Consider the following 16710-nt stretch of genomic DNA (forward strand, 5'->3'; position numbering starts at 1 on the left):
AAGTGAAGATGAGTGTGCGTCAAAAATTAGTTATTTTTATCGCAGTCCTGCTTGTCCTGGACCAAGCCGTAAAAATCTGGATTAAAACCCATATGATGCTGGGTGAAGAATTCTCCGTTTTCGGAGACTGGTTCAAAATCCTTTTTATCGAAAACAACGGAATGGCTTTCGGTATGGAATTGGGAGACGGCCGGACGGGCAAGACGATACTGAGTTTATTCCGGATTGTAGCGGTAGGAGCCATCGGATGGTATATTCTCAAATTATTCCGGGAGAAAGCCCCGACAGGCGTTTTATTTTCGTTCGCCCTTATTTTTTGCGGAGCTATCGGTAATATTTTTGACAGCTTATTTTACGGTCTGATATTCAGCGACAGCCATTATCAGATTGCGACCCTCTTTCCAGCCGGAGGCGGTTACTCTTCTTTTTTACACGGGAAGGTGGTAGACATGCTTTATTTTCCGTTGTGGGAAGGTGCATTGCCTTCGTGGATTCCGTTTTGGGGCGGCCACGACTTTGTCTTTTTCCGACCGGTTTTTAATTTAGCAGATTCTTATATTACCATCGGAGTGTTGCTATTACTTCTGTTTTACAGGCATTTTTTTTCGGATAAAAAAGAGGTTATCCCCGAAGCAGACCCTACCCGGGGAAACAGCGAGCAACGCAACACCTGAACCCCCTTACTGTTTGGCATTCTCTGCCAGATAAGCCTCATACATATCCAACATCCAGGTAGCATCACCATCTTGTTTGGCCTCTTTTTTGCGGGCTTTCCCCTCTTTCCCCTTAAACCAGTTTTTACTGAATTCTTTCAATCCGGGTTTCTTATCCTTCAATAAGACACTATTGACCAATAACGTGGAGTAGACAATTTCTCCTTCTTCACCTTCATCGTGGAAACGAAGTCCCCAATAAGTGACCAAACGCCGCTGAACGCCCTTCTGGGTCGGTGTAACATCCCAGTCCTTCCACCAGTATACGGAAGCATGTTCTCCTGCTTTTTGCAAACATACGAGACGACGCATCGTGCGGTAACGATTGGAAATGGAGGGCGATGCCAGTTCCCGTGATTCCCAACGGATACCGTCGGGGGCATTCTCTGTCTTTTCCGTATAATCTATACTAATAACTTCATCCGCAGTATATTTCAACACTTCCTTGTCTTCCGGCGTCGCAGTCATCTTAAACGAGTAATTGCTTTTTTTGAAATTGGAGGCCTCGGCATGCCATCCCCTTTTCACATAACCCTCCACTTTTTCACCCGACGTCAATGTCACCACCACGTGACGAAATTCCTGGTCTTTCACTTTTTGTGCATCCACCTGCCGCACACACATACACAAAATTAATATCACTAAAAAAGATTTCATAATTATATGTTTTAAGGTTGATTTCCAATGTGATAATCCCGCAACATCAGTACTGTTTTATCACGCCATGTATCGGAATTGCGGATACGAGCACACAAGGCCGCATCGTCAGCCACATAACGGCAAATTCGTTCTCGAAAAGCATTTCCCGTCCGCGACTTCACTCTCCCAAGTGAATAATAGGCGGTATCACCCGATTTCCGCAGATAATAAACCACCTGAGAACGACCGAAAATGCGTTTCCGCTGATAAACCTGGATTCCGCCATTAGAAGCAATGCCATATCCCCGTCCGGAATAAACATAAGCACAGATATGCGGCGTAGAAAAATAGAGCCAACACCAACCGATGCTTTCTGCCGGAATGAATTTCCTCCGGTGCTCAGGTGTCCGCGGATGCCAACAAACTATCGAATCAATCCCCTCTATCGGATAAATCTCTTTCTGTTTATCCCTGGTAAAAAGATTCCGAAACACTTTGACATCTCTGCCCCTTTTGGGAATATAGACACGGTCATTCCCCGAAAATCCGATACTGCTCCCTTCCTTGAAATAAACAATGCCCTCCACCGGAACGGCAGCCTGCCCCAAAAAGCAGCCCAAGCCCAACACGCATATTAAAAACAATTTCACACCCATCTGATTTTTTGTGGTAAAAATATAGTAAATAAAATAAATTAACTAACTATATATCAAAATATTTTTACATCTCTTCCGTTTTCAGTCCCTCCTCATTCCAAGATGCCTCCGCCCACATTTTATTCCGTTACGATAAAACGAAAAATGCTGGGATTTTAATTTTTTTTCGTAGGTTTGTAGCCGATTTCAAAACGTTAACTTCGGTATGTAATGTACCTGCTATTTTGAAAGTATATGATTGAGAATTTAGTGATAGTGGAGTCTCCGGCAAAAGCCAAGACCATTGAGAAATTTTTAGGGAATGGCTATACCGTAAAGTCGAGTTTCGGCCACATCCGCGATTTGGAGAAAAAGGATTTAGGAGTAGACATAGCACATCATTTTCAGCCCAAATATGAAATCTCTTCCGACAAGAAAACAGTTGTCAAAGAGCTGAAAGCATTAGCAAAAGAAGCCAAGACCGTATGGCTGGCTTCCGATGAAGACCGTGAAGGAGAGGCCATAGCATGGCATCTGTTTGAAGTGTTGAAATTAAAACCGGAGAATACCAAACGTATCGTATTCCACGAAATCACCAAAGATGCTATTCTGCATGCCATACAAAATCCCAGAAACATTGACAAAAATTTAGTGGACGCACAGCAAGCCCGCCGGGTATTGGACCGGCTGGTCGGGTTTGAAATGTCACCGGTGTTGTGGAAAAAGGTGAAACCTTCGCTTTCTGCCGGTCGGGTACAATCCGTTGCAGTCAAACTGATTGTAGAACGCGAAAGGGAAATCAATGCTTTCAAGGAACAGCCGTACTACCGCGTCACCGGAATTTTTGAAACGACCGACAAAGCCCAGTTGAAAGCTGAAGTGCAGGAACGGTTTTCCAATCAAGAAACCACACAAGCTTATTTGCAGGCGTGCAAAGAAGCAACGTTTCAAGTCGGAAGTGTAGAAACCAAACCCTCCATCCGGAAACCGGCACCACCGTTCACGACTTCCACTTTGCAACAGGAAGCTTCCCGGAAATTAGGCTTTTCAGTATCGCAAACCATGTCCGTCGCTCAGAAGCTTTACGAACACGGATTGATTACTTATATGCGTACCGATTCAGTCAATCTTTCCGATCTGGCCATCCGAAGTGCTAAAGCCGTCATTTGTGAGACATTGGGCGAGAAATATTCCAAACCCCGCAATTTTGCCACCAAAACCAAAGGGGCACAAGAAGCTCACGAAGCCATTCGGCCCACGTATATGAATAAACCGGAAATTGAAGGCGACCACAACGAGAAGCAATTATACGACTTGATTTATAAACGGACTTTAGCTTCTCAAATGGCAGAGGCCGAACTGGAAAAAACCAATATCACCATTCATCTGTCCAATCATTCCATTCCATTTACCGCAACCGGAGAGGTTATTATTTTCGACGGTTTCCTGAAAGTATACATGGAATCACACGATGACGAAACCGAAGACGAACACAACGATTTATTACCGGCTTTAAACAAAAATGATTTCCTGAACCGGATTCACATCACCGCTTCGGAACAATACACCCAACACCCGCCCCGCTACACGGAAGCCAGTCTGGTGAAAAAAATGGAAGCTTTGGGTATCGGGCGTCCTTCTACATATGCTCCGACCATCACTACTATTCAGAACCGGGGTTATATCATCCGGGAATCGCGGGACGGCGTTGTCCGGAATGTGGAACAAACCGAATTAAAAGGGAACGAGATTAAAACAAAAGCCATCCGGAAGATTTTCGGCGCAGAGAAGAAAAAACTCTTCCCCTCGGATATGGGTATGGTCGTCACGGACTTCCTGTCCGAGCATTTCAAAAATATCATGGATTATAATTTCACCGCCCAAGCAGAAGAATCATTGGACCACATTGCAGAGGGTTCCGTAGAATGGCAGAAAATGATCGGTGAGTTCTATTCTCCTTTCCATGAAACGGTGGAAACTACACTAAAAAATTCTGAACGAAACAGCGGACAACGCATATTGGGGACTGACCCTGCCACAGGAGAAACCGTCAGCGTGCGTATCGGACGATTCGGTCCGATGGCTCAAATCGGTGAAGGCGAAAAAGTAAGGTATGCCGGTTTGCAAAAAGGCCAGCTTATGGAAACCATCACCCTGGAAGAAGCCTTGACTTTATTTAAGTTTCCACGCAAACTGGGGCAATACGAAGACCATGAGGTTGCAATCGGAATCGGACGCTTCGGTCCTTATATCAAACACAATAATGTATATGTATCGCTGAAAAAAGGAGAAGATGATCCCGGCACCATCACGTTGGAAACAGCCATTCAACGGATTGAGGAAAAGCGGGAAGCTGACCGCAATCGTCTGATTAAAGCCTTTGACAACGGAGTACAAGTGTTAAACGGCCGGTTCGGACCCTATATTTCATACAATAAAACCAACTATAAAATTCCCAAAACACAAAAGGCGGAAGAACTGACTCTGGAAAAATGCATGGAGTTGATAGAAAAAGAAGGCAGCAAGAAAAAAGCCGGGAAAAACACCACCGGGAAAAAAGGGAAAACGACTGCCAGGAAAAGTAAAGGTTCATCAGCTTCCTCATAAACAAGAAGAAGGCAAAATATTTGCACAACACTACACTTTTGTCTATCTTCGTAGCCTCAAAATGACTTAACTAAGTTAAAAACGTTAAATATTTCATATAAATGGCAACATTACAAACAATCAGAGATCGCGGCGGATTACTTGTCAGTATTGTTATCGGAGTATCCCTGCTGGCATTTATCGTAGGAGATGCATTAAGTTCAGGCTCTCAAATATTAGGAAATGAAAAGAACCAGATTGGTCAAATTGCAGGAGAAGACATTTCCATTATGGATTACCAAAATGAGGTTGCCAAAAACGAAGAATTGGTAAAAATGATGAACGGATTGTCTGCTCTTAACGAAGAGCAGCAAACTATGCTCAGAAACAATACCTGGCAAAAAATGATTATGGAAAAACTGTTGAACCAGGAATATGAAGCGCTGGGATTGACAGTTGGAAATGAAGAGTTGTATGACATTTTGCTCGGAGAAAACATAAGTCCGTTTATCCGCCAGCAATTCACCGACCCGAACACTGGCGTAATGGATATCGACCGTGCCCGTATGACTATCAGGAATATCATTGAGACTCCGGGATATTCCCGTGACAAAGCAGTGTGGTTAAACATGGAAAAAGAAGCCGGAGAAAACCGGAAAAGTGAAAAATACAATGCTCTTCTGGCCAAATCATTGTTTACCACAGATGTACAGGCAGAAGAAAATGTCGCAGGAAATGCTACTAAAACGGACATCAGTTATATTGTTAAAAATTACAGCACGATTGATGACTCAACCATTCAGGTGAGCAACAGCGAGATTAAAGATTATTACAACAAATATCAGCAAAGATTTCCGCAAACCGAAGCCAGAAGAATTGCTTATGTAAATTTCGATATTGAACCTTCGGGGGAAGATTTCACTGAAACGAAAGCAGCAGTGGAAGAATTGGTGGAGGAATTTACGGAAGCAAGCGACCCCATTGATTTTGTTAATCTGACTTCCGACCAAAAAGCGGACCAGAATTATTACAAGAAATCAGAAATTGCCAATGACAGTCTGGCCGACTTTCTGTTCAGCCATCAATCCGGAGTATTTGGACCTTACATGGAAAACAATGCTTACAAAATTTCCCGGATTGCACAGACCAGAATGTTGCCGGATTCCGTAAGAGCCCGTCACATCCTGATTGCCCCGCAAAACAACAACTACCCTGAAGCTTTAAAAGTAGCCGACAGTCTGGCCAATTTATTACGCAAGGGAGCAAACTTTGAACAAATAGCGAGGGAAAACTCAGCGGACCAGAATTCTGCAATCAACGGCGGAGACCTGGGTTGGTTCGACCAGAAAACAATGGTACAACCATTCAGTGATACCGTTTTCTTCGCACAGAAAAATGAAATCAAAGTGGTTTTGACTCAATTCGGGGCACACGTAGTTCAGGTTACTGACCGGGCTAAACCCGTAGAAAAGATTCAAATAGCTACCATAGAAAAAGAAATTATTCCTTCTACCAAGACAACAAATGCCATTTACAACAATGCACGTACTTTTGCAAGTAATATTGCAAGTCCGGATGACTTTAACAAACAGGTAGAGGAATCAAATCTTATCAAACGTCTGGCAACCGTGGACAAGAATGAGAAAACCATTGCAGGGATGACCAATGCACGGGATATGATCCGCCAGATTTACCTGACCGAAGAGCCGGGAATGGTGTACACGAAGGACGGTTCCATCATTTTTGAAAATGGAAATACTTATACTGTAGCCATACTGACTGAAATAGACGAGGAGGGTATTTCCCCGCTTTCAAAAGTAGCCGGAAGAATTAAACAAATTCTGATTCAGAAAAAGAAAGCCGAATTGTTGGAGAAAGAATTAAATGCGGCCAAAAGCAGCAGCGAAAGCCTTCTTTCCATAGCTCAGAAAACGGGGACAGAAGTAAAAGAAGCCAACGATATCAGTTTTAATACTTTCCAAATCCCCGGAGCAGGTATAGAACCTAAGGTAATAGCAGCGGCAGTAACTTTACCGGAAGGAGAGATTTCTGCCCCGATTGCCGGAAACCAAGGAGTATATTTAGTAGTTGTCAATAGCATCTCTTCTGATGAAATTACTCCTGAAATGCTTATGCAAGCTAAAAATGCCATGCAACAGGCAAACAACTACCGGTCAAATTACCAGGCCCTGCAGGCTATCCTGAAAAACGGAGCAGTAAAAGACCAAAGGTATAAGTTCTATTAACAGCCACAAAAGTTATCTTCGATGCCAGACAGAAACCCCTGTCTGGCATTGCTATTTCAAAAGCATATTCAGGCCATCATGATGAACATTGAAGATCTAAAATTCAATTGCAAATATTTCAAAGGTTATATCCCTTGCCTTCCCAACAAGCAAAAAGGAGAGATATGCGATACCTGCCGCAGTTACATCCCCGTGGATAAACGAATTCTGATTATCAAGTTAGGAGCTACAGGCGATGTCATCCGTACCACTCCCCTTGTTGTAAAGTATAAAACACTTTACCCCAATTGCCATATTACGTGGTTGACTCACTCCCCTGCGGTACTGCCACCGGACAAAATTGATGAAATTCTGAAATATGACTTTACCTCTGTCTTTAATATCCGGCACAATACATACGATATAGCCATTAACCTGGACAAGGAACAGGAAGCCTGTCTGTTACTGAAAGAAGTGGAAGCCTGCGAAAAGTATGGTTATACGTGGGAGGACAATCATATTGCTTTAGCAACACCGGCTGCAGAAGCCAAATTAATGACCGGTTTGTTCGACCAGGTTTCCAGAGAAAATAAAAAACATTATCTGGAAGAAATCTTTGAAATTTGCCACCTCACTTTCAATGATGAACCCTATCTGTTGAATTATGACCCGGAATTAGTTCACCGTTTTGATTATATCCGGGAACTTGCCGGCACGAAGAAAATTGTAGGCCTGAATACAGGTTGCGGAGCCCGATGGAAAACCCGCCTATGGACCAAAGCCAACTGGATGGAATTAAGCCGTCTGCTGGAAAAACAAGGATATTTTGTCATGTTCATAGGAGGAGAAGCTGAGGATGCCCTAAACCAGGAAATGGCACAGGAAACAAAGATTTTTTATCCGGGTCACTTTTCGCTGGAAGAGTTCATTGCGCTGAGTTCGCTTTGTACTATCGTCGTTACTCAGGTGTCGATGATGATGCACATTGCCACAGCATTGGAGAAGAAACTGGTTTTGATAAATAATATCTTTAACAGTCATGAATTCTATATGTATCACCGGGGAATCATTATAGAACCGCCGAGTGGTTGTGACTGCTATTACGGTATTACCTGCAAACGCGCTCACCGCTGTATGGAAGACATTACTCCTGAGATGCTGGCAGAAGCCGTCAGAAAAGTGGATTAAAAACAACCCCTGAAAGCAGATACTTCCAGGGGTTGTTTATGTATAGAAAGAAAAGTCTATTTTTGAGGATCATAAGCCCATTTCAACCAAACGGCACCCCAGGTAAACCCAGCTCCAAAAGCCGCCAGGATCAGGTTATCCCCTTTACGCAACTGATGTTCCCATTCATACAAACACAAAGGAATGGTTGCAGAGGTTGTATTCCCATATTTCTGGATATTAATCATCACTTTAGAGGGGTCCAATCCCATGCGGTCACCGGTTGCCGCAATAATACGGAGATTAGCCTGATGGGGGACCAACCAGGCAATATCATCTGCCGTCAGATGATTTTTTTCCATAATTTCGGCAGCCGTATCCGCCATTTTAGTCACAGCATGTTTAAACACAAACTGCCCGTCCTGGTAAATAAAATGTTCCCGGTTCGTTACTGTTTCCAAAGAAGGGGGATTCAGGGACCCTCCGGCTTTCATGTATAAATGATCCCGTCCCATACCGTCAGAACGCAGGATATGGTCCATCACACCCAGTTCTTCTTCTGTAGGCTCAAGCAATACGGCGGCGGCGGCATCACCAAACAAAGGGCAAGTCTTCCGGTCTGTGTAGTCTGTAATCACAGACATTTTCTCACATCCCACAAAAACCACTTTTTTATATCTTCCACTCTCCACATATTGAGTAGCAGTAACCAATCCAAAGATAAATCCGGAACAGCCGGCATTTAAATCGAATCCGAACGCATTTTTGATTCCGACCATATCCGAGATAACCTGAGCATTGGCGGGGAAATGCATATCGGGAGTCACAGTGGCACAGATTATCAAATCTACGTCCTCCGGTTTGGTTCCCGTCTTTTTCAAAAGGTCTTCCACAGCCCGGGCTCCCATCCAAGCACTTCCTTTGGCGGAATCTTTCAGAATCCTTCTCTCTTTGATTCCAACCCGGGTCATAATCCATTCATCGGAAGTATCTACCATCCGACTCAGTTCCTCATTATTGAGAATATAGTCGGGATAATACGCCCCAACACCGGTAATGACGGCTTTCTGCCTATTCATCTGCATAGTTATCAAGATTTATATGATATACCCTCAATCTGCCAAGGGTATATCCTGAATGATTTAAACAAGCTTAGCCCCCTAAATGATAGGAGGCCGGCTTTGTATAATTAAAACAATTCTTCTGGTGGCAAGATTATGCTACTACTGCTTTTTCAATAGCCAACTTTCCTCTGTAATATCCACATTCAGGACATACCGTATGATACTGTACAGCAGCACCACAGTTAGAACACTTAGCAATAGCCGTTACCGTAATCGCATCATGCGTTCTTCTCTTATTTCTTCTCTGTTTTGAGGTTCGATGTTTGGGATGTGCCATTTCTTTGTTATTTTAGTTATTAATTAATTTTTTCAGTTCATTCCATCTTGGGTCTATGGGCTTTTCGTCCTCTTTTCTTACATATTTTTGCAAGACGTCTTTCATATCTTCATCACATTGTCCTTCCGGATGAACAACCCGCATGGGATAATGGAGCATATAAGTCTCATAAAGATATGTACTCAAGTCCAGAAAATCATCGTCCGGCGATACGACAATATAATCATCTTCATTCCCTTCTTCCCGCTCGCTTTGTTTCACATAGAGATTCATTTTCCCTTCCAGGGGAATGTTTACCTCACCCAAACAGCGGTCACAAAGAGCTATCACCGAGCCTTTCATGCTGAGCCTGACTTCCATTAAAAGTGAACTTTTCACAATCTCCACCTTCGCGTCTATTCTGCCTTTTGTTTCCTTCGTGGCTTCAAAACAACTGAAAAACGCCTCGTCCAGTACAAATTCAAAAGAGTGTTTGCCCTCTCCCAATCCCCTGAACGCTATCTTATATTCTCTCAATCTGTCCACTAACATAGAAGTAAAACGGCGCAAAGATAATAGAAAAAGTAGAAATTAAAAAACAAAAAGTAAAAAATATCTTACCTGTATTTCCCGCTATCTTCCAGCATACTCAAATAGCTGGCATAGCGGCTTTCACTGATTTCACCCTTCCCTACTGCATCCATAACCGCACATCCCGGTTCGTGCGTATGGGTACAATTATAAAAACGGCAATCTCCGGCTTTAGCAAAAATCTCCCGGAAGAAATGGGAAATCTCTTCCTTTTTCATATCTACCGTACCAAAACTTCGTACACCCGGAGTATCAATAATAAATCCGCCCTCTTTCAAAGGAAACATCTCTGCAAAAGTGGTGGTATGCTTTCCGGAATCATGGGCATCCGATATGACCGCAGTCTTCAATCCCAGGCCGGGAGCCAGGCTGTTGATTAAAGAAGACTTCCCGACACCCGACAACCCGGACAATACAGTCACTTTATGACACACCAGTTCCCGGATTTCATCCATATTTTCTCCCGTTGTCACCGATATTCCGTAACATTTATAACCGATATTCCGGTATATGGCCATGAGACTCTCCCCTTTATCGCGGGTTTCACCTTCATATAAATCAATTTTATTAAAAACCAACACAGCCGGTATGGCATATGCTTCCGCAGTAGCCAAAAAACGGTCAATGAAAACAGTGGAGGTAACCGGATGATTTACTGTCACCACCAACAAGGCCTGGTCGACATTGGAGGCAAGAATATGAGCTTCCTTTGACAAATTGGTGGATTTGCGAATGATGTAATTTCGTCTCGGCCGGATACCCGTAATAACAGACTCTACCCCATTTTCTTCCACTTCCACCTGATCCCCGACAGCAACAGGATTGGTAGTCCGGATCTCCCCCATACGAAATTTCCCCCGAATACGGCATTCTACTGTTCTTTCGTCCTCCAGACGAACCAAATACCAGCTTCCGGTCGATTTTACAACGATACCTTCTTTCATAAAAACATTATTAGGCCATGACAAAGCTAAAAAATAAAATGATTCAACGATTATTTTTAACTTTGCAGAAACGAAAGAAGCTAAAAACACAGATGACATGAAATTGGTTTTTGCAACAAATAACACCCACAAGCTGGAAGAAATCAGCCGGCTCTTAAAAGGGAAACACGAAATCATTTCCTTAGCAACAATAGGTTGCCACGATGATATTCCTGAAGACCAGAACACCCTTGAAGGCAATGCCTTGCAAAAAGCGCGTTACATCAAAGAACATTTCGGATATGATTGTTTTGCCGACGACACCGGTTTAGAAGTAGAAGCATTGGATAATCGTCCGGGGATTTACTCTGCCCGCTATGCCGGACCGGCAAAAGATTCCCTCGAAAATATGAAAAAGGTGATGTCGGAAATGGAAGGACAGAAAAACCGGAAAGCCTGTTTCCGTACTGTGATCGCTTTAATCCTGAACGGGCAGGAGCATTTGTTTGAAGGCCGGGTGGACGGAGAAATCCTGCCTCAACAGCAAGGCGAAGCCGGATTCGGCTACGACCCTATTTTTCGTCCGGAGGGTTACCGGGAAAGTTTTGCAGAAATGCCTATGGAAGAAAAAAACAAAATCAGTCACCGGGGCAAGGCCACCCGGCAACTGGCAGAATTTCTCAAGACAGCGGAACGGAATTAAAAAAAGGAAAGTGGAACTGGTCAAAGCCATCATATTAAAAACAAGCCAATATACAGATACCCAGAAAATCATCCACGTCTATTCATTGGAGAAGGGAGCGCTTTCTTTTATCTCCCCGTCTTTTGTATTCAAGCGGAAAAATCAGCCCATACAGTTAATGCAATTGGTTGAAATAGAATATTTCGTCAATGAAAAGGGAGGACTTCATAAATTACGTACCATTTCTCCGTTGATCAATCTACCCGCCCTTTATTCCGACATTTTCCGGATGAACATTTTATTATTATGGAGTGAGATCCTCCATCTGATTCTGCGCCAGGAAGGGAAAAACGAAGTGCTTTTCCACTACATCAGCCGGTCGGCAGAATACCTTAACACCACACAACGGGACATTGCCAATTTTAATCTGTTATTTCTTTACCGGCTGGCCGGTCCGTTGGGTTTTCATATCAATACCTCCACCTGGCAGGAGGGATATGTATTTGACATACAGGAGGGACATTTCTGTCCCCCGGATATCGTCCGGCCTTATCTTTCCGGACCTCACACGGCAAAAGTGATTTATCAACTCTGTACCTGCGAAACGGGAAAACTAAAAGATATTCCGTTAAACCGGGAAGCCCGCAATATCCTTTTAGATGTTGTCTTACTGTTTTACAGCATTCATCTGAACCTGAATTTTAACATCAGAAGCATTCAGATTATCCGGGAAGTTTTTAAATAATAGAGAAGGAACATGCGTCAGGAATAAACTTTTCTCCGGTTTTACTGTCTCATATATGGTAATGTCGTTAAAAAAATGCAAAAACAAGTTTTGGAAAGCCAAAACTTAACATCTTTTATTACTTTTATCACATCTATTTAGGTGTAATTCTGCATTATGAATATAAAAATTAAAAACCTTACTAAAATATATCCGGACGGCCACAAGGCATTAAACAGTCTGAATTTAGAGATAGAGCCCGGAATGTTCGGATTATTAGGTCCTAATGGTGCCGGAAAAACTTCTCTGATGCGAATTATGACCTTATTACAGAATCCCTCCTCAGGAACCATTCTTTTTGATGATTATGACATCTTGCGTGACCGGAAAGCCATCCGTTCGATATTAGGTTACCTGCCGCAGGATTTCCGTTTTTTTGAAAAATTAAAGACCTGGGAATTTTTAGATTACGGGGCAGGTCTGGCCGGTATAAAAGGAACGCGGCACAGGGCCGAAGTGGTGGATGAAATGTTAAGGAAAGTGGGGCTTTATGAAGTGCGCGACCGGTGGGCGAACCGTTTATCCGGCGGTATGAAGCGACGGCTTGGTATAGCGCAAGCCATTGTGGGAAACCCGAAAGTCATTATCGTTGACGAGCCGACCACCGGATTAGACCCGGAGGAACGGATCCGCTTCCGGAATATCCTGTCGGACGTGAGCAATAAAGATGTTATTATTATCCTTTCCACCCACATTGTCGGCGATATATCCAGCACGTGCAAGAAATTGGCTTTACTGAACCGGGGAGAACTGAAATTTGAAGGCTCTCCGGACGACATGATAGCTCTGGCTACAGGCAAAGTGTGGGAAATCTTTGTTACAGACCATGAATTGCAACAGGTTAAGGAAAAATATCCGATTATTTCCACCATTCCTACAGAAGGAGGCTGGGAAATCCAGGTAGTAGCAGAAGAAATGGAAGGGTTCTGCGGCAAACCCGTCACACCCAACATCGAACATGCTTATGTTTATTTTATGGACTATCTGCTAAAGGATAAGATGGACATGTACAGTGAAAAGATAGGAGGCGAACTATTTAATTAACCTGAATGACGAAAGAAAAATAAAATGACTCTGCACAATATCAATATCATAGCCCGATATGAAGTTAAATTGCTGAAAAGAAGCTGGCTTTTCCGGATTTTTGCCCTATTGGCTTTATTAGGCATCACTTTGATTACGTTAGGGTATCAAAGTTCAGTTTTTGGTTTAGACACGGTATGGCCCCGCCTGGCAGTCTCATCTCTGATGCCTTTCTGCAATATTTTTTTCTATAACATCGCCCAATCCGTTATTGTTATTTTCCTTGCGGGAAGTTTTCTGAAAAGAGATAAAAAGTTAGATACGGCAGAGGTCATCTATGTCCGGCCCATGAGCAATGCGGACTACATCATAGGAAAAACCTGGGGAATCGTAAAAGTATTTCTCGGTTTAAACCTGCTTTCCCTGTTCATCACTGCCTTTTTCAATATCGTCATCAACCACTCCCCTTTCAGTTGGTTCCCTTATGTATTTTACCTGTTTACCATTTCGCTGCCCTCCTTGCTTTTTGTATTAGGCCTGTCTTTCACAGTCATGTGCCTGTTGAAAAATCAGGCAGTGACCTTTATTCTTATGTTAGGTCTCACCGGTACCATATTTTTTTATCTTTCCGATACTTTATCCGGTGTCTTTGATTTTTTCGGAACATGTATCCCCACCATTTTTTCAGACGTCACCGGCCACAGCAACTTAGGATTGTTTCTGCTGCAACGGACCATCTACCTGCTTAGCGGAGCAGGTTTTATCGGTTTTACCATCGCATTGGTAAAAAGACTTCCGCATAAACCGTGGAAAAATTCCATAATCTATGCAATCAGCTGTTTATTAGTATTAGCAGGAATAGCAGCGGGTTTGCTTTATGTCCTTGACTACAACCATCAGATCCGTCTGCGCAACGAATATGCTGCTACTTTCAACAAATATTCCCGGGCAAACCCGGTTTCCGTCATCAACCATGACCTGACCATCGTTCCTACAGGAAAACAACTCCAGGGAGAGAGTATTCTAAAAGTGAAAAACAGGCACTCCCAATCTATCGAAGAGATTATCCTTTATCTGAACCCTTCATTGAAAGTGAAAGGTTTAAAAGCCGGAAACGAGGAATTGACCTTCACCCGGGAGAACCAGGTTATCCTCATTCATAAGCAACTGGATGCAGGAGAAGAATTCACCTTTACCCTCCACTATCAGGGAAGCATTGATGAAAACATTTGCTATACGGATGTATCGGAAAAAGACTATACCGACAACACCGTTCCCCAGGCATTCTATCGTTTGGGCAAACGGTATGCCTGGTTAGAGCAGGACTTTACCCTGCTGACTCCCGAATGTATCTGGTATCCCGTAACAATTGCCCCTGTCCATCCTGCAGAACCATACAACATCCAGAAAAATTTTGTCCATTACACCCTGACGGTCATTCCGCCAAAAGAGAAAACAGTGCTTTCGCAAGGGGAAAGCACCTCAAATGGCGATACAATCATTTTTACCAACCGGCATCCCCTGCCCGGCATCAGTCTGACGATTGCCGATTATGACAAGAAATCTTTACAAATTGATTCAACCCTTTATGAAATCTACTATTTCAAAGGTCATGATTATTTTTCTTCTCATTTTTCCGCTTTACATGATACATTGCCCGGTGTCATCCGGGATCTTAAGAATGATGCGGAATTTTTAAATGGCCGCGACTACCCTTTCAGCAAATTCGTACTGGCAGAAACTCCTGTGCATTTTGCCACCTATGTACGAAACTGGAAAGGATATACTGAATACGTTATGCCTGAAATCGTTTTTATTCCGGAACGAGGCGCTACCCTGAATTCTGATTTCAATGTCGAAAAAAGGCGGGTAGCCCGCCGGGGACGTCACAATCAAATGCCTCTCAGCGAAGAAGAAACCGCCATTCAGGTCTTCAACAGGTTCATGGAAAATTTTTTCAATGAAAATATACAATACGGATGGGACTGGCAAAACCAGTACATAAACAAACTGAATATCACTCCGCTTTTTTATTCTCATACCGGCTTCATCCTTTCCGAGCAATATCCTATTCTGGACATAGTCCTGAATACGGTACAAAATGTTGCAAACACCTCTAACGTATTCCATTTCTGGGAAGGTATCATCAATAATAAACAAAGGGCAAACCTGTATCTGGAGAATCATAGTTTCAGGGATGCCATTTCGAGTCCGGAATTAAAACCGGAAATTTTTTACGAATTGTTGAAATTAAAAAGTATTGCCCTGAGAAATTACATTCAAACCCAAATACCACGGGATGACTTCAATCGTTTCCTGAAAGATTTTTTTGAAAGGAACCATTTTTCTGATATACCTTTTGAAACTTTTGAAGCAGAATTTGAAGCAAAATTCGGGATTTCCCTTTCGGACTTCATCCCCCAATGGTATACGGAAGACCATTCACCGACCATTCTGATACGGGAAGTGGATGCCAATCAGGTTGTCATAGATGATGAAACTAAATATCAAATCAGGTTTAAAGTTTATAATCCTTCCGATGTAGACGCTATCATCACAGCCGAAATCCGGCAGGGAGGCGGTTTTCAGGGAGGCATAGAACCTGACAAAACGGGAAATTACCAGATTCCGGCACAACAAGCCCGTGAAATTAAAATTATTGCAGACAACCGCCCCGCCAGCATCACCATCAATACGAATATTTCACATAATCTGCCGACAACTCATATTTTCAATTTTTCCAAAATCGAGAATATCATTTCGGACACGCTCGCCGGAAGTTTCGTTATCTCTCCGGCTCTCTTTGCCCCTAATCCCCATGAAATCATCATAGACAATGAAGACAGCGGTTTTCAAACCATTGCTTCCAATAAACGACATAAGTTAAAAGACCTTTTCCAAAAACAGGAACAGGAAAAGTATAAAAACTTCATGCCGTGGTGGACGCCAACAAAATGGACCGCCATTGCTGCCGACTATTGCTATGGGGAAACTGTCCAGTCCGCCGTTTACAAAAGCAAGGGCAGCGGGCTGAATTCTGTAGAATGGCGGACAGAACTTCCCGGAGAAGGCTATTACGACGTATCTGTCTGGAATCCCAAGACCGGAGGTTCCTTCGGTATGAATTTCGGCCGCCGTAACCGGAGGGACCGGGAAGAGAGAAATCAGACCTATGTAGTGGCATATGACCAGGAAAAAGAATCCATTACGCTTGATATGGAACAAGAAGATTCTGGATGGGTGTCATTAGGCAGTTTTTATTTCCCGAAAGGAGAGGTGAAAATCACATTGACAGATGATGTATCAGGTTCTTATGTCATCGCAGACGCTGTTAAATTTACAAGAATCAATGAATAAAATGA

At 43.1% G+C, this 16710-nt stretch carries 14 protein-coding genes; 8 read left to right on the plus strand and 6 right to left on the minus strand.

The genetic code is table 11. The annotated features are described in order from the left end of the window. Positions 1 to 8: 8 nt before the first annotated feature. Positions 9 to 674 (plus strand): lipoprotein signal peptidase, encoded by a 666-nt coding sequence (locus D1136_RS04330; protein WP_161876401.1) that lies wholly within the window; start codon positions 9 to 11, stop codon positions 672 to 674. 6 nt (positions 675 to 680) lie between these two features. Here the strand turns inward: D1136_RS04330 and D1136_RS04335 are convergent, their stop codons facing one another. Continuing rightward, positions 681 to 1370 (minus strand): hypothetical protein, encoded by a 690-nt coding sequence (locus tag D1136_RS04335; RefSeq protein ID WP_161876402.1) that lies wholly within the window; start codon positions 1368 to 1370, stop codon positions 681 to 683. Between the two features lie 11 nt (positions 1371 to 1381). Next, positions 1382 to 2002 (minus strand): hypothetical protein, encoded by a 621-nt coding sequence (locus D1136_RS04340; RefSeq protein WP_161876403.1) that lies wholly within the window; start codon positions 2000 to 2002, stop codon positions 1382 to 1384. A 240-nt stretch (positions 2003 to 2242) separates the two neighbouring features. Between D1136_RS04340 and topA the strand changes: the two genes are divergently transcribed. From topA to D1136_RS04355, 3 genes are all read left to right on the plus strand, one after another. Next, positions 2243 to 4594 carry a type I DNA topoisomerase gene (gene topA / locus D1136_RS04345; RefSeq protein WP_161876404.1) on the plus strand — a complete coding sequence of 784 codons (2352 nt, stop codon included), beginning with the start codon at positions 2243 to 2245 and terminating at the stop codon, positions 4592 to 4594. Positions 4595 to 4695: 101 nt separating this feature from the next. Next, positions 4696 to 6819, plus strand: coding sequence for a peptidylprolyl isomerase (locus tag D1136_RS04350; protein ID WP_161876405.1), 2124 nt, complete (start codon positions 4696 to 4698; stop codon positions 6817 to 6819). A 21-nt stretch (positions 6820 to 6840) separates the two neighbouring features. Further along, positions 6841 to 7986, plus strand: coding sequence for a glycosyltransferase family 9 protein (locus tag D1136_RS04355; RefSeq protein ID WP_161876406.1), 1146 nt, complete (start codon positions 6841 to 6843; stop codon positions 7984 to 7986). Positions 7987 to 8042: 56 nt separating this feature from the next. On the opposite strand, the gene D1136_RS04360 is transcribed toward D1136_RS04355, so the two are convergent. From D1136_RS04360 to rsgA, 4 genes are all read right to left on the minus strand, one after another. Further along, on the minus strand, positions 8043 to 9044 hold the full coding sequence (locus D1136_RS04360; RefSeq protein ID WP_161876534.1) for a beta-ketoacyl-ACP synthase III: 1002 nt from the start codon (positions 9042 to 9044) through the stop codon (positions 8043 to 8045). Positions 9045 to 9180: 136 nt separating this feature from the next. Then, positions 9181 to 9366, minus strand: coding sequence for a 50S ribosomal protein L32 (gene rpmF / locus D1136_RS04365; RefSeq protein ID WP_013612694.1), 186 nt, complete (start codon positions 9364 to 9366; stop codon positions 9181 to 9183). Positions 9367 to 9378: 12 nt separating this feature from the next. Then, the gene (locus tag D1136_RS04370) at positions 9379 to 9897 is read right to left on the minus strand and encodes a DUF177 domain-containing protein (protein ID WP_202623058.1); all 519 of its coding nucleotides are present in this window, start codon (positions 9895 to 9897) and stop codon (positions 9379 to 9381) included. A 65-nt stretch (positions 9898 to 9962) separates the two neighbouring features. Next, entirely contained in the window at positions 9963 to 10880 is a 918-nt protein-coding gene (gene rsgA / locus D1136_RS04375; protein ID WP_161876408.1) for a ribosome small subunit-dependent GTPase A, read from the minus strand. 97 nt (positions 10881 to 10977) lie between these two features. On the opposite strand from rsgA, the gene D1136_RS04380 reads away from it, so the two are divergent. The 4 genes from D1136_RS04380 to D1136_RS04395 all read left to right on the plus strand — a co-directional run bounded on the left by D1136_RS04380 (position 10978) and on the right by D1136_RS04395 (position 16705). Then, complete coding sequence (locus D1136_RS04380; protein ID WP_161876409.1) at positions 10978 to 11562, plus strand: non-canonical purine NTP diphosphatase; 585 nt, start codon at positions 10978 to 10980, stop codon at positions 11560 to 11562. A 10-nt stretch (positions 11563 to 11572) separates the two neighbouring features. Beyond that, complete coding sequence (locus D1136_RS04385; RefSeq protein WP_161876410.1) at positions 11573 to 12286, plus strand: DNA repair protein RecO C-terminal domain-containing protein; 714 nt, start codon at positions 11573 to 11575, stop codon at positions 12284 to 12286. Between the two features lie 156 nt (positions 12287 to 12442). Beyond that, on the plus strand, positions 12443 to 13369 hold the full coding sequence (locus D1136_RS04390; RefSeq protein WP_161876411.1) for an ABC transporter ATP-binding protein: 927 nt from the start codon (positions 12443 to 12445) through the stop codon (positions 13367 to 13369). 24 nt (positions 13370 to 13393) lie between these two features. Then, complete coding sequence (locus tag D1136_RS04395; RefSeq protein WP_161876412.1) at positions 13394 to 16705, plus strand: hypothetical protein; 3312 nt, start codon at positions 13394 to 13396, stop codon at positions 16703 to 16705. Positions 16706 to 16710: the final 5 nt, after the last annotated feature.

Origin of the sequence: Odoribacter sp. Z80, assembly GCF_009935865.1 — a bacterium.
In the GTDB taxonomy this organism is placed as follows: Bacteria; Bacteroidota; Bacteroidia; order Bacteroidales; family Marinifilaceae; genus Odoribacter.